We start from the raw sequence: 14,557 nt of genomic DNA on the forward strand, positions 1-14,557 counted from the left end.
TCTTCGATTACACTCGTTTCTGTTCATTGCGTGGTAGGAAACGTGGTACTTTTATGGCTCTGCATGGCGGCAAGCTGACCAAGAATCTGGTGCGAACGCTTGGTCCTGGGCGGCACGGCGACGGGAACGGACTTTATCTTGTAGTCGATCCGTCCGGTGCGCGGCGCTGGATCGTTCGCGTGACCGTGAAGGGTCAGCGAAACCGCGAAGGCAAACCGCTCCGCACCGACTTTGGCCTCGGCGGCGCAGACATCGTCACGCTGAACCAAGCCCGCGATCGCGCCCTTGAGTATCGGCGGATGGCCAAGCAGGGCATCAACCCGCGCTACAACGCGCGTCAAGAAATCCCCTGCTTCGAAGAGATCGCCCGTCAGGTTCACATCGAGCGCCTGCCGACATGGAAGAACCCCAAGCATGGCCAGCAGTGGATCAACACGCTGGCCGAGTATGCCTTCCCGAAGATCGGCCGCCTGCCGGTGTCCGAGATCGACCAGCCCGAAGTGTTGCAGGTGCTGCTTCCGATCTGGACCGCGAAACCCGAAACCGCGAAGCGGGTCGCACAGCGGATGAAGGCGGTGCTGGACGTGGCAAAGTCCAAGGGCTTTCGCGAGGGCGAAAATCCCGTGACGACGATCCGCGATGCCCGCGTCTTGCCGACCGTTAAGCAAAAGGTGCAGCACCATAAGGCGATGCATTGGCAGGATGTACCTGCGTTCTATGCCGAGCTGTCGACGAAAGATGCTATGGCTGCGAAGGCGTTGATGTTCACCTGTCTGACCGCCAGCCGCACCAGTGAGGTTTTGAAAGCAAAATGGGAAGAGTTCGATTCCGACGAGCAGCTTTGGACGATACCGGCCGAACGAATGAAGGCCGATCGGGAGCACCGAGTTCCTTTGACAGAACAGATGCTCGCGATAACCGAACCACTCAAGGCACTTCGGTCGGAAGTTGTTTTCGAAGGCCAGAAACGCCATCGCCCAATGTCAAACATGGCCATGTTGATGTTGTTGCGTCGAATGAAAGTCGAAAGCGCAACGGTCCACGGTTTCCGGTCGGCTTTTCGCGATTGGGCTGCAGAACAACCGGGAATTGCTCGTGAAGTGGCCGAACTCAGCTTGGCGCACACGATCGGTACGGAGGTTGAAAGGGCATATGCACGATCAGATCTTCTAGAAAAGCGCAGAAATTTAATGGCTGCATGGTCCCTCTTTGTAGAGAGCGGCCGATGAAAGCCGAAAAGATCTATCTTGCAAAGACGAAGGGACTACCCTTTCTAGACGAAGAAACAGCATCTTGGCTGGCAATCGAAGCGCTTGTAATCTCGATCGGAAACGGATCGCAATTCACACCTCTTTTTGCAGGAATTCTAGCCCAACGATACCTTGAATGGCTTAAAGATCACCACAAAGATTTATCCGAGGCTGAGCGATCAAAAACACTGACCCGCGTTCTGAAACTTGACGAATGGAGGTTAAGGGCCAGGGACTTAATGACAGATGTTGATCAAGTGTTCAGTGAAGGAGTGTCACCGCTGGGTCGGGCAATTTCTTTGATCTGGCATGACGGCATGTCGAAAGCAGACGCTCTGGCCGAGCAAGCCGCTTATGGGAAAAGCCTACGGCGTCACGTAGATCCGAAGCAAGAGGAACGCTTTCCTAAAGCAATGAAAGACGTGAGTATTCGAACCCTGGAGCGCAGGTGGGCGCAATATCAAACGGTCCTACCCCACGTCCTGCTGATCTACCTTCGGCAGAGGGCACTTATCTTTGAAAAACCAGCGCCCCACGCCGCCGACCTGGAAGCCATAGGAACGGAACTCCGTCACAAGCTGTTTGCGGGCGCGAAAACGCGGCGGCCCGATCTTGCGCCGTGGACTGAGCTGCGCTTTTTCTAGTTTCCGCCACGCCAGTGTCGCTATCCTTCAGTCATCGGAAGTGAATGAATATCGGTATCAACGGGATTTGTTGGGAGTTGACCGATGCAACACGAAATCTTCGAAGAGCAGCGACTGTATGATGATACAGACAGCGAACTCGATCTGATTGCGCCTAGATCGAAACGTGCACAATGGCGGCACCGACGGGTTGGCCCCGCATTTCTGAAGTTTGGTCGGCGCGTGAAGTATCACGGTGCTGATCTCAACTCATGGATCAAACGCAACCGAGTGGCGACGACCTGCGATGAGTCTCGTCAGTACGGCTAGCCCAACGTCAGCCGTTGGAAGCTGGCTAGCTTACTGAAAGGCAGGCCCCCGCATGACCGATCTCAAACGCTTCAAGGCTGTTCGCATCCAATGGCACAGGGCACTTTTCTCCAGCCCCCTCTTGTCCGGGTTCGAAAAGGCGCTCGCGGCCTACTTCACAAACGTCAGGTTGAACTGGACGAGCGGGCAACTGAACCCTTCGGTGGCAACCATAGCGCGTGACATGAGCGTCGAGCCTCGGACCGTCCAGCGAGCAATCAACAGCCTGGAACGTTTGGGATGGTTTCATACAGACCGTGGAAGCGGCCGCACCCGGTCCTCCAATTACTACGTCACCGATGAGTCAATTGAGATCGCAGATCAGGTGAGAAGAGAAGCGCACGCAAAAAAGGATGACGGTGCTGTCATCCTTTCCATCGTCAAACCCTGGCAGGAGCGTCGCAACGAGGTGACATCGCTGTCGCAGAAACGGCGACGAGATTGTCACTCAAACAGTATAAGCAAAAACAAAAACAACACGACTGTAGGGAAGCCTAGCCCGGTGAAAGGCCCGTCTCTGGTCTTCGTTCCCGGTGGAGGTAGCGTATTCGAGCGGGAGTGGAACGATCGCCTAGATAGGTCCGGTCGTCCCGAACTTCGGCGTCTCCTCAAAGAAATAAGGCATGAAAAGAGGCGAGGCTACTGGCTGCCCGCCACTTGGCCGGCCCGTTCAGGAAGTGCCGAATTGCACGATCAACTCCTACGCATCGAAGAACTGGCTTCGCATCCTGAAGAGGAAAGGACGGCGTAAGGTGAGCATATCCGAACAAACAGCAAGGCGACCCATGTCATACGCTGGCGCTGCTGACACGGGACCTTGCGAGGGGTGGCAAGCCTCCCCTTCGAACCCCACCGGCACGGGCAAAGCCCGCACCAAAGAGCCGCTGACCGAGACCTTCGTCTTTCGCTGCACAGCGGCAGAGAAGGCTCAGCTGCGCGCCAAAGCCGACGCCGCCGGACTGTCTGCCGCCGCCCTAATGCGCGAAGCCCTGGGCCTGACCGAGGCGCGCCGTCGCAAGCCGATGCCCCGCGTCGACCCCGCGCTGGTGCTTGCTGTCGGGCGCATCGGCGGTAACCTCAACCAAGTCGCCCGTTGGCTGAACCGGGAGATGCTGGCGGGCCGGGTCAACGTCGATGGCCTGACCGTTGCGCGCCATCTGCTGACCATCGAGCGCCAGCTCGCTCAGCTTGTAGAGGCCGCGCGCCGATGCTGATCAAGTTCTTCAGCAACGGCAAAGGCGCGGGCGCTGGTCCTGTCGGCTATCTCGTCTCGGACACGGTTCTTGCCTACGACGAGAACCGCGACCTGATCCGCGATGCGGATGGCGAGCCGATGTCTGTCACCCGCGACCCCCGGCCCGAAGTCTTGCGGGGCGATCCGACGCGCACCGAAGCGCTGATCGACGCCAGCCGCAACCACTGGACATACCGCGCGGGTGTGATCAGCTTTGCTACCGCCGACGCGCCTGACGAAGTACAGCAAACCGAAGTCATGGACGCCTTCGAGCGTCTGGCTTTTGCGGGATTGGAAGCCGAGCAATATGACATGCTCTGGGTTCGGCACACCCACGAGAACCGCGTTGAGCTGCACTTCTGCACCCCCCGTTTGGAACTGACCTCGGGCCGAAGCCTGAACATCGCTCCCCCCGGCTATCAGAACGCGTTCGACAGTCTGCGCGATCTGATGAACAAGACGCACGGCTGGGCCGACCCAATGGAACTGGAACGCGCGCAAGAGGTGCGTGGCCCCACCGAAGCCACGCACCGCGCCCAAGGCCGCGACGAACTGCACGCTTGGATTTTGGATCAAGTCAGCGTCGGCCTCATCGGCGATCGCGCGTCCATGATCGACGCGCTCACCGACGCAGGTTTTGAAATACCGCGCGCGGGCAAAGCCTATCTCACTGCCCAAGATCCCGACAACGGCGAGCGCTGGCGTCTGAAAGGAGAAATATTCCATGAAACCTGGCAAGCCGACACGTCTGAGCGAGAAGCTGAACGCGGACGTGGACGCAATTCGACAGGAGCACGCCGACTTGATGGGTTCACAGTTGGAGAGCTTCAGGGCCGATATGATCAACATTGCACGAAGCGCGCAGAATACAATCGAGACCGATACCCGGCAGTTCGTGGAGCAGAACAGGAACTGGCTCCAAGACCTGACCCGTCAGACCAAAGACTGCGTGACGACATCGCCTTGGCTGATCCTTTGGATCGCATTGGCTGGGATCGCAATGATGATGGTGGCGAGCATGTTCTGGGCGGCGATTATGACGCGATCGGAGATCGAGCAGATGGGATTGAGCCGGATCGTGCGGGACAACCATACGTGGCTGATCATGGACCCCTACCGGACAGAATTGCAAACCTGCACGCTGGCGAACGCGCCAGTGATGTGCCTCAAAATCAAGGAGAGATAGACGTTGATGGCCCTGACAGCATTGGAAAACGACTTGCTCGTATTCGTCGAGCGGTTGGTGATGGCTTGCGAGAGTTTGACAGAAGACTTGAGCGGATTAGAGGAACGCTCGACCGATGGGATGCAGAACCGGATGGATGGCTTGGCCGCCTGCTTGTCGGTGCTCATTCGGTCGCAAGAGGCATCAATGACAGCGTTACAAGACTTGTTGAACGCGGAATCGAATTTCAACGAAGCCAGCGGTCAGTTGAAGACCAGCTTGAGCTTACTGAAGGCCGCAGAGAAGCAGCTGAGCAAGCCCTAGACGCGGCCCGTGAACTGTCCCGTTCCGATGGCCGGAGCCGGTGACTGCCGCCCCTACTCGACATACCCAATGCCCTGCTGATGAGGACGCCTGCCATGAAGCTAACAACCGTATTCCCGCCTATGCTGGCGCTGGTTTTGTCCATAACAGCCGCAGCGCAAGACGCATGCGGACAGGAATTTCCTGATTTGATGGCCCCAGAGTTTCCGAAGCCAACGGATAGCCAGTCGGCATACGTGGATATGCAGCAGATCAACGGCCGATTTTGTCCAGATCACCCTTTTCGACCCGGTTGGGTCATGGTTCAGCCCCGCGGATATCAGTGGAAAACAGGTATTCTACAGGAATTCTATAATCTCAAGCGGACCCGTGCTGTCGTGGAAGAGGGCCAATGCTCCTGTGACCTGATGTTTCCATCCTGGGAGGACATGCGCCCCGAGCTGGAGCAGTTTCTGGAGCGGTTTCCAGATACCAGCGCGTCTCAATTTACGTCCGATCAACGGCAGCTGGTTCTCGATATCGAGCGCGAATTGCAGCAGGAGAAACGCGCGATGGCATCTGAATTCAGGCAGATTTGCCGTCCCATCATCATGGGAGAGTGAGCGTGGGCTTCGTTGAAAAGATTTACACGTCGGTCATCGGCGTCTTGGATGGAGTTGCGGAACAACAGTTCGGCCAGGTGGCCGCGCAATTGGGTTCGACAGGGCAAATCCTGGCGACGATCGCCGTGATCCTCATGCTGATCAATCTCGGGTCACAGACGGTTCCGATGACGCAAGAGACCGTCCTGATCACTTGCGTCAAGCTGGTACTGATCGCCGGATTTCTGCAAAACTGGAGCCACTTCAACTCGGTGTCAAATGCCGTCTTCGACCTGTTTGACAGCGTTTCAGCCGCGCTGGTGAACTCGGTCGTCAGCGGATCGGGCGATGCCTTGAGTGGCCCGCAGTCATTCGCGGCTTCTTTCGACGCTATCCTTGCGCGCGTCGCCGATTATGCCAACGTAACGGCGGGACGCCTGAATATTCTGGGGTCGGTCATCAACGGTATCGTCTGGTTCCTGATGGCGGTTTTTTCGGCGGCTGTGGCGCTGCTCATGGTAGGTTCGCGCATCGTCATCACGCTGTTGATCGGTCTGGCGCCCCTCGCGATATTGTGCACGCTCTTCAGCTGGTCGAAGAACTACTTCGAACGGTGGCTGAGTGCAGTCGTGGCGTTTTCGTTCTACCCTGTGGTGATCGCAGCGGTTTTCGCAACGGTCATCGGGCTTCTCGGTGCCATACTCGATCTGGTCGGCGATCCAGAGATGATCACTTCCATCGGTCAGGTGACACCGGTCTTGGGCGTGTTGTGTTTGTCGACGCTTTTGGCTGGCATGGTGCCAATGATCGTTTCGTCGATCACAGGGAATATTGGCCTACAGGATTTGGTTACGTCAGGGTTTGGCCGCATGGGCCGTCGCCTTACCGGTATGGCGGGTAACTATGCCTACAAAAAGATCAGGCCAAAAGATTCGATTGGCGCTGGGAATACGGCCGCTTCCGAACGAGCTGCCGGCCCGGATGCGCGAGACCAGACAAATTCTCGCGCCGCCCAAATAAACCGTGCGTCTGAACGAATCGTTCGGCTACGGAGAAAATAGTCATATGCCGTCGTCGAGTAAGCGAGAAAGCCGCTCAGTTATGAAAAAACAGCAAGTTCTGAATAGGAGTTTAGCTTGTGATCCGGCTGCACAACAAAGCCTACTAACGAGCGCATACGAGTCGGAGAATAATTTTGAAATTGAAAGAGCGCTGCTTCTCGTGGCCGCCGTTCGGCGGATGGAATCGAGCGGCGTCTTCGATCTTTTGGAGGCCTTTCCAAGCGAAGATGCAACAGGTTGATTGTTTCACCTTGGGCCATCCATTTTATCGGTAAAAGCATGGCTTGGACCCTCAAACATCCCGGGCCGGTCGGATCAGTCGGAGCCTACCGCCCCCGCTTTCTTTAAGCGGCTCTTCAATGCCGTCAGGATGATCTCTTCAATCTCATTGACTCGCAGCATGTGATCGTGAGCAAGGCAGTCAACCAAGCGGGCAATTTCAGGGTTTTTAGGACCATACAGAGGCCAGTCGTCCAAGGCATGGCTGTCCGGATGTGTTCGACGTTTCATCACTCAACCCTCCGCACCGGCTTGGAACTGCCCGGCAGGCTATCGCACACGAAGAAGCCGGTTTGCTACGGCATCCAAACGCAGCGGTTTGCCGCAAATTATTAGCTTTCGCCTCATTGGAGACGTTCAGCGATCCACAGCTTGATGAGCGACTGACGGGTAACGCCGAGTTGTTTTGCCTGCTGATCCAAACCGGACACAACCCAGGACGGAAAATCGACGTTGACCCGTTTGGTCTCAGTGTTCGTCCGGCGCGCCTTGGACCAATCTACAACATCGCTCACGTCCTCGCCCGCGTCGAACTTCTGATCGAACTCACGTGCTTTCATAATGCGCAATCTCCTGTCTTCGTGCGCGGCGGACCGAGATGATCCTGACGTTATCGCCGCGATAGGTGCAGACGGCCGCCCAATGACGGCTTCCGATCTTACCGACAACGAAGAAGCGCGGCTCGTCATCGGTACGGGCGGGTGCCTCAAGCATCCAAGGATCGCCCCACAATGCTTGCGCTTCATCGAAGTCGATGCCGTGTTTGGCCTTGTTCGCCAAACTCTTTTCGGGGTCATACTCGAACTTCATAGCTCGATATGGTATACAAATTATATCTTTTCAACCCCACACGATCTTGCTACCTGTGGGAGAAAAGTACAGGTCCGGACGCTTAATGCCCCTATCTCCAAACGAAATTCGATCCCGAGCCGCCAAATTCTCTCGCGACTGGGCTGGCGAAGGATACGAAAAGGGCCAGACGCAGCTCTTCTACCGCGATTTTTTCGATGTGTTCGGTATCCCAGTCCGCAGAGTGGCTACCTTCGAAGAATCCGTCAAGCACGCTGATACCAGCAAACGCGGGTTCATTGATCTGTTCTGGAAGGGAAAGCTGCTGGTCGAACAGAAGAGCAAAGGCCAGGATCTCATCAAGGCAAAGGCCCAGGCACTCGACTACTTTCCCAGCCTGAAGGACGACGATCTTCCCCGCTACGTCCTGACCAGCGACTTCCAGACGTTCGAACTCTACGACCTCGAAGCGGACGATCCCGACGACGCCGAGCTGAAATTCCCTCTGGAAGACTTCGCGAAGCACACGCACAAATTCGGCTTCATCACCGGGGTGGAAAAAAAGACTTTCAAGGACCAAGACCCGGTCAACATCGAAGCGGCAGAGTTGGTCGGCGCGTTGCACGACGCCTTGGAGCAATCGGGCTACACCGGCCATGACCTCGAACGCTTCCTCGTTCGGATCGTCTTTTGCCTGTTTGCAGATGACACTGGAATTTTCGAACCACGGGGCATTTTCGAGGATCTGGTCGAGCGTCGAACGAACGTCGATGGTTCCGACCTCGGCGGATGGATCGCCCAGCTTTTTCAAACCTTGGACACGCCAGAAGGAAGCCAACGACCGAAAACGCTGGACGAAGACCTGGACGCATTTCCCTACGTCAATGGCGCGCTTTTCAAGGAAACTCTACGCCTGCCGTCCTTCAACTCCGAGATGCGTGAGAAGCTGCTGGATGCCTGCCGCTTCGACTGGTCCGACATTTCGCCAGCGATCTTCGGCAGCCTGTTCCAATCCGTGATGAACAAGGGCGAGCGCCGCGAATTGGGCGCGCACTACACGAACGAAACCAACATCCTGAAGACGATCCAGCCGCTTTTCCTCGATGCTTTGTGGGAAGAGTTCGAGCGAATGAAGGCCCGAAAGAAGACCACGGCACGGAAGCGAGACCTTGAACGGTTCCGCGACCGCTTAGGCGAGATGACCTTTTTCGACCCGGCTTGCGGCTGCGGCAACTTCCTCATCATCGCTTACCGGGAGCTGCGGCTTCTGGAAATCGAGGTCGTGCGCGAGCTGATCGACTACGAGCGCAACGCGATGGGCGAGTTCAGCGCGCCGCTCGACGTATCAAACCTGTCCCGGATCAACGTGGACCAGTTTTACGGCATCGAGATCGGCGAGTTTGCTGCGCGGATCGCGGAGACGGCGCTGTGGATGATGGATCACATCATGAACAACAGGCTCAGCCTTGAGTTCGGCCCCTACTACTCCCGCATCCCTCTGAAAACCGCCCCGCATATCGCTGTTGGAAACGCGCTCGAAGTTGATTGGGCCGAGGTTCTAGTCCCGTCCGAGTGCTCCTACCTGTTCGGCAACCCGCCCTTTCGTGGTCATCAGTGGCGCACCGCGGAGCAGCAGGCCGACATGGCGCGGGTTTGGGGAAAGAAGGGGCAAGTGAACCGGCTCGACTATGTGACGTGCTGGTTTCGGAAGGCTGCCGAGTATTCGGCGGCGAACCCCAAGATCGACATGGCTCTCGTGTCGACCAACTCGATCACCCAGGGCGAACAATGCGGCATTCTATGGCCTTGGATGTTCGCGCAGGGGCTGACGATCCACTTCACCCACCGCACTTTCCAGTGGAACTCGGAAGCGCGTGGGACGGCCGCCGTGCATTGTGTCATCGTCGGCATGACGCGGGACGAGACACGCAAGTGCACGATTTACGAATATGACCACGTGCGCGGTGATCCCCATGCCTCGCCTGTCGCACGCATCAACGGCTATCTGATCGAGGGACCACAATATGCCGTTCCCGCGCGCTCCCAGCCGCCGAAGGGGCGGCTCAAGATGCACAAGGGCAGTCAGCCGACCGATGGAGCGCGGCGGCGCAAGCCGGGCGGCGGTTACTTTCCGCTTCTGAGCAATCTGATCCTCGACAAGGAGAACCGCGACGAGTTGCTGGCCCGCGAGCCCCACGCCGCGAAATGGTTGCGGCCCTATGTCGGCGGAGACGAGCTGATCTCTGGCGATTGGCGCTGGTGCTTATGGCTCAAGGACGCCAGTCCGACCGAAATCCGCAACTCGCCGGCGGTTCAGGAACGCTTGGACCGCGTGCGCGAAGGTCGCCTTGAAAGTCCGACGCCAAGCGTCAAGGCGTTTGCCAAATATCCAACACTGTTCACCCAGGATCGGCAGCCTGACGAAGCCTATCTGGGCGTGCCAGAGGTTTCGTCGGAAACCCGCGAATACATCCCGATGGCGATTTTACCGCCGGAGGTCATCGCCTCGAACCAGCTTCGGATCATCGTGGGTGCGCCGCTGCTATATTTTGGCCTCCTCACCTCTGCGATGCACATGGGGTGGATGCGGACGGTGGCAGGACGGATGAAGAGCGACTACCGCTACGCACCCGCCGTCTACAACGCTTTCCCTTGGCCGGACCTGACCGACGCCAAAGCCAAGAAGATCGAAGGCCTGGCACAAGCCGTTCTGGATGCACGCGCCAGCTTTCCGGATGACACGCTCGAAGTCCTCTACGACGCCGACAACATGCCGCCGCTGCTCCGCAAGGCCCATGAGAACTTGGACAAGGCCGTAGACCGCCTCTACCGCCGCTCAGGCTTCCGCTTCGAGCGCGAGCGCGTCGAGCACCTGTTCGGGCTATTCGATGCGGCCGTCGCCCCGCTGGACAAGTCCAACAGCGCCAAGAAGGGCAGACGTAGAAAGAAAGCGAACGCATGAGCAATCGGGACAGTGAAGCCTCGCAATGAGCGACGAAAACAAAATCCTAGAAAAGATCGCAGTCGCAGCTCAGACCTGCTTCCAGCATCACCCTGTTCTTGTGCTGGGCAGCGGCGCATCAATCGTTCACGGCCTCCGAGGCATGGGCGACTTGGCGCAATACCTGAGAGACAATGTTGACGCTAATGATGGCGAAGAGGCCGACGCATGGTTACTTATTAGAACTGCGCTCGCGCAGGGTGATGGGCTTGAAGAAACTCTTCTTAAAACGGCTGCACCTTCCAGTCTCGTTTCCAAGATCGTCAGATTAACATGGCAGGCGATTGCGTCAGACGACCTCGCACTGATGGCACGGGCTAGCAACGGCGAAGAGCATTTTCATTTGTCCGAACTGATTCGCGGGATGTTCCGAAGCAATCAAATGGTCGCGAACATTGTCACACCGAATTACGATCGCGTTGCGGAATATGCTGCTGACCTGGCGGGTTGCTTTCATGCCACCGGCTTCGAACCTGGAATCATTCGACGCCGCGAGGGCGGTGATCGGATATCAATCCACAAGGGATCGCATCCTGGACGTACCGTCCGAATTTGGAAAGTTCACGGCTCGCTTGATTGGTTTGCAGACGCACAAGGTCGTGTCGTATCGCTGCCAATTCCCGAGACACTGCCAGATGCCCTCGATCCTCTCATCGTAACTCCCGGCGTCAGTAAATATGAACGAACACATGACGAACCATTTCGGTCTGCAATTCAAGGCGCAGACCACGCTCTGAGCCGTGCTGCATCCTTTCTATGTGTTGGGTACGGTTTTCGGGATCGCCATATCCAGCCGAAGATCGAAGAAATGTGCGGGCAACAGAATGTCCCTGTAGTGGTTCTGGCACGAACCCTTACGGATGAAGCCAAGACATTTCTCTCACGTAATGCAGGTCAAAACTATCTCGGACTCGAGATGGCAGACGAAGGCACGCGCGTATTCTCGCCTGAGCATCCAGACGGCGTGACCATTGCCAAACCTGATCTATGGGAGTTCGGAAAATTCAATGAATTGGTTTTGTGAGGAATTGAATGTCGATTTTTGACTATGATGACAGCGAGTCGCTGGGGAAGATCATCGCGGTTGATACGGCGGTTGTCGTCGTAAGAGTGGACGAACTCGAACGGCTTAAGCGCGTTCAGGTTAACAGGCTAGTTGCTTTACAAAGCAGCAAAGCCGGGCAACATTTGATCGGTGTTGTGTCAAGAATTACGCGTAAAGCACTCGATGTGACACCGGACGAAAACGACACAGCGACAGATGAGATTATTGAACTGCCGGAGAATAATTTGGTTCGTGTCTCACTGATCGGGACGCTCATCGACAAGCAAGGTTTACTGAAGAATATCTTTCGACGGACCTTAGAAACTGTGCCGGAGATAGATGCCAATTGCTTCGCTTTGGAAGGTGAACGCCTTACCAACTTTATGCAAGTGATATCAAACGTAACAGGCGATGGGCCCCAGCTGGAACTTGGGCAATATACTCTCGATGAAAACGCTACGGCATTTCTCAACGGAAACAGGCTGTTCCAGCGTCATGCAGTAGTAGTAGGTAGTACCGGTTCGGGAAAATCGTACACTACCGCCCGGATGCTCGATCAAGTTGCTGCTCTGGATCAGGCCAACGCTATTCTGTTTGATATTCACGGAGAGTACAGCACATTAGACAGCGAAGAGTTCCGCCATCTACGCGTGGCAGGCCCTGGTGATCTAGATCAGGATCAAGGACTCGACAAAGGAGTCCTGTACTTGCCCTATTGGCTTCTTGGCTACGAAGCAATGGTGTCGCTGTTCGTGGATCGATCTGACCAGAACGCGCCTAATCAGGCGATGGTCATGGCGAATAGCATCACTGACGCAAAGCGAAAGTATCTGGAGGACGGAGACCATACAGAGGTATTGGCCAACTTCACCGTCGATAGTCCGGTGCCGTTTCCTCTTCAAGCCATACTCGACAAGCTACGCCATCTAGATACCGAACGCGTGCCGGGCGCAAAGGCGAACACCGACAAAGCAGGAGATTTCAACGGTAAACTTAGCCGCCTCATTGCTCGTTTTGAGGCAAAGCACTTGGATCGTCGGCTCGGCTTTCTCTTTCAGCCCCACACAGAATGTATGGATATGGAATGGCTGCCGAAGTTGGCCCATATGTTGACGGCGAGCCGCGGGGACCAAAGTGACAGAAAGGGCGGAATCAAAATAATCGATTTCTCCGAAGTTCCATCAGATATTCTACCGCTTATGGTCAGCCTTATGGCAAGGTTAGTCTTCAATATTACGCAGTGGACAGCGGTCGAAAAGCGGCATCCAATCGCGCTTTTCTGTGACGAGGCGCATCTTTATATTCCTGAGAGATCGAGCGGCGATGGTGTCGATGATATTTCTGTTGGCATCTTCGAAAGGATCGCCAAGGAAGGGCGGAAATACGGTGTGGGGCTTGTCGTCATCAGTCAACGCCCGTCTGAGGTCAATCGCACTGTGTTAAGCCAATGCAACAATGTCATAGCGATGCGGTTGACCAACGGAGATGATCAATCTGTGATCAGGAGGCTTCTGCCCGATAGCCTTGGTGGTTTCGGAGATTTGCTACCCGTCCTCGATGTCGGTGAGGCGCTGGTCGTTGGCGATGCGAGTCTTCTGCCGACACGAGTGCGCGTGGGCGAGCCCCGATACAAGCCCAACAGCGCGACCATCGATTTTTGGGATCGCTGGGCCGGAGAACTCCCAGAATCGGATATTTCGGGAGCAGTGCTTGCTTGGCGACGGCAGAGCGCGCGATGATTGGTCATTCCGTCAAACAAGACTCGATCGTTCTGCGGATCGACCGCGAGACACCCCTGTCACTTGAGCACCTGACATTCGGGATGATGGCCTTGGGTGCGGAGTACGAGAAGTTTATCCGCAAGGAGCATCCCAAGGCGCAGGAGCACGAGGCCGATCTACTTGTCCAGCGCGTGACGGAAGGCTCGATTGTAATCGAGCTCGTCGGCGCGATGGCGCCTCTGTTCCAAGGCATGAACAATGTCCTGGTATTCAGCCAGTTCATCGAACTGCTTGGCTCGAAAATGGGAGCACTCGCACAGCCCCGCGGCCGACTAGAAGATACGACAGCCAAAGAACTCGAAAACATGACACGCATGGCAGCGACGGTCGTCGGTGATAGCAAGGGCGAAGCGGAAGTCTTCGCCATGTATTACTTGTCTGAGACCGAGGAAAAGCGCGTAGCCGCCAAGGTGGTCTGGAAAGCTAAAGACGCAGAGAAGGTGATAGACAACGCCGCCGCCCAGATGCGGGAAATCCGCGACGGCGATGCAGACAGGCAAAACGGCCTCCTGATGCGCCTCTATCAAACCAACATTTCAGAAGCGGTCCCGGACAGATCGAGCGGCGAGAAGGGCGTTATCGAGGCAATAAGTCCGAAGCCACGGCGGTTGATCTATGCCTCGGACCTGACAGGGCAGAAAATCAAAGGCGCTTGGTCCGATGATAAGCTGAACCCCTATGAACTTGGCTTCGTCGTGGATGTGGATGTGCAAATGGTGAACGGCAGTCCACGCGCGTATCGCATCATGGAAGTTCACGACATCTTTCCACTCGATGAGGAAGAGGATTGATAGAGACCGCCCAACGTGAGGTATAAATTGTGGTATGACTGGCAATTTAAGATTTAAAGTTATTATTTTTTAGTTATTTACGATAAAATAAAGGAGGACTGTCTCTCCGCCACATACTCCTTCGATCATCCCTACGTCTTATATCGATGACGCGCTGTTGGTCAGGCTCGCAAGCCGCCGCACAAGCCCGATACGTGACTGCAGGGCTTGCCCCTTGAATTTTTTTGGGGTCGAAAAATACGCCAAAACAGTACCTCGCGCCAT

The 14,557-nt window shown here is 56.1% G+C and carries 14 protein-coding genes; 11 read left to right on the forward strand and 3 right to left on the reverse strand.

What is annotated here, in order from left to right:
• Positions 1 to 53: 53 nt before the first annotated feature.
• The 7 genes from V6N07_RS03190 to V6N07_RS03220 all read left to right on the forward strand — a co-directional run bounded on the left by V6N07_RS03190 (position 54) and on the right by V6N07_RS03220 (position 6,607).
• Complete coding sequence (locus tag V6N07_RS03190) at positions 54 to 1,229, forward strand: tyrosine-type recombinase/integrase (RefSeq protein WP_371153991.1); 1,176 nt, start codon at positions 54 to 56, stop codon at positions 1,227 to 1,229.
• Positions 1,226 to 1,894, forward strand: coding sequence for a hypothetical protein (locus V6N07_RS03195; protein ID WP_371153993.1), 669 nt, complete (start codon positions 1,226 to 1,228; stop codon positions 1,892 to 1,894). Before V6N07_RS03190 ends, V6N07_RS03195 begins: the two co-directional genes overlap by 4 nt.
• Before the next feature lie 361 nt (positions 1,895 to 2,255).
• Positions 2,256 to 2,993, forward strand: a complete 738-nt coding sequence (locus V6N07_RS03200; RefSeq protein WP_371153995.1) for a helix-turn-helix domain-containing protein — start codon at positions 2,256 to 2,258, stop codon at positions 2,991 to 2,993.
• A gap of 34 nt (positions 2,994 to 3,027) precedes the next feature.
• A complete protein-coding gene (locus V6N07_RS03205; RefSeq protein WP_371153996.1) occupies positions 3,028 to 3,456 on the forward strand; it encodes a plasmid mobilization relaxosome protein MobC in 429 nt (142 codons plus the stop codon).
• Positions 3,450 to 5,009, forward strand: a complete 1,560-nt coding sequence (locus V6N07_RS03210) for a mobilization relaxase (RefSeq protein WP_371153998.1) — start codon at positions 3,450 to 3,452, stop codon at positions 5,007 to 5,009. The genes V6N07_RS03205 and V6N07_RS03210 overlap by 7 nt, the downstream gene beginning before the upstream one ends.
• Before the next feature lie 51 nt (positions 5,010 to 5,060).
• Positions 5,061 to 5,567 (forward strand): hypothetical protein, encoded by a 507-nt coding sequence (locus V6N07_RS03215; RefSeq protein WP_371154000.1) that lies wholly within the window; start codon positions 5,061 to 5,063, stop codon positions 5,565 to 5,567.
• A gap of 2 nt (positions 5,568 to 5,569) precedes the next feature.
• Positions 5,570 to 6,607, forward strand: coding sequence for a type IV secretion system protein (locus tag V6N07_RS03220; RefSeq protein ID WP_371154001.1), 1,038 nt, complete (start codon positions 5,570 to 5,572; stop codon positions 6,605 to 6,607).
• Positions 6,608 to 6,922: 315 nt separating this feature from the next.
• Here the strand turns inward: V6N07_RS03220 and V6N07_RS03225 are convergent, their stop codons facing one another.
• From V6N07_RS03225 to V6N07_RS03235, 3 genes are all read right to left on the reverse strand, one after another.
• Entirely contained in the window at positions 6,923 to 7,117 is a 195-nt protein-coding gene (locus V6N07_RS03225; protein WP_371154003.1) for a hypothetical protein, read from the reverse strand.
• A 113-nt stretch (positions 7,118 to 7,230) separates the two neighbouring features.
• Positions 7,231 to 7,446 carry a type II toxin-antitoxin system BrnA family antitoxin gene (gene brnA, locus V6N07_RS03230; protein ID WP_371154004.1) on the reverse strand — a complete coding sequence of 72 codons (216 nt, stop codon included), beginning with the start codon at positions 7,444 to 7,446 and terminating at the stop codon, positions 7,231 to 7,233.
• Positions 7,433 to 7,696 (reverse strand): BrnT family toxin, encoded by a 264-nt coding sequence (locus tag V6N07_RS03235; RefSeq protein ID WP_371154005.1) that lies wholly within the window; start codon positions 7,694 to 7,696, stop codon positions 7,433 to 7,435. Before V6N07_RS03235 ends, brnA begins: the two co-directional genes overlap by 14 nt.
• 85 nt (positions 7,697 to 7,781) lie before the next feature.
• On the opposite strand from V6N07_RS03235, the gene V6N07_RS03240 reads away from it, so the two are divergent.
• The 4 genes from V6N07_RS03240 to V6N07_RS03255 are packed head-to-tail and all read left to right on the forward strand — an operon-like array spanning position 7,782 to position 14,293.
• Positions 7,782 to 10,637, forward strand: a complete 2,856-nt coding sequence (locus V6N07_RS03240; protein ID WP_371154006.1) for a class I SAM-dependent DNA methyltransferase — start codon at positions 7,782 to 7,784, stop codon at positions 10,635 to 10,637.
• A gap of 25 nt (positions 10,638 to 10,662) precedes the next feature.
• On the forward strand, positions 10,663 to 11,700 hold the full coding sequence (locus V6N07_RS03245; protein ID WP_371154007.1) for an SIR2 family protein: 1,038 nt from the start codon (positions 10,663 to 10,665) through the stop codon (positions 11,698 to 11,700).
• Between the two features lie 8 nt (positions 11,701 to 11,708).
• On the forward strand, positions 11,709 to 13,460 hold the full coding sequence (locus tag V6N07_RS03250) for an ATP-binding protein (protein ID WP_371154008.1): 1,752 nt from the start codon (positions 11,709 to 11,711) through the stop codon (positions 13,458 to 13,460).
• On the forward strand, positions 13,436 to 14,293 hold the full coding sequence (locus V6N07_RS03255) for a hypothetical protein (RefSeq protein ID WP_371154010.1): 858 nt from the start codon (positions 13,436 to 13,438) through the stop codon (positions 14,291 to 14,293). Before V6N07_RS03250 ends, V6N07_RS03255 begins: the two co-directional genes overlap by 25 nt.
• Positions 14,294 to 14,557: the final 264 nt, after the last annotated feature.

Source organism: Jannaschia sp. 2305UL9-9, from assembly GCF_041403465.1.
Lineage (GTDB): Bacteria > Pseudomonadota > Alphaproteobacteria > Rhodobacterales > Rhodobacteraceae > Jannaschia.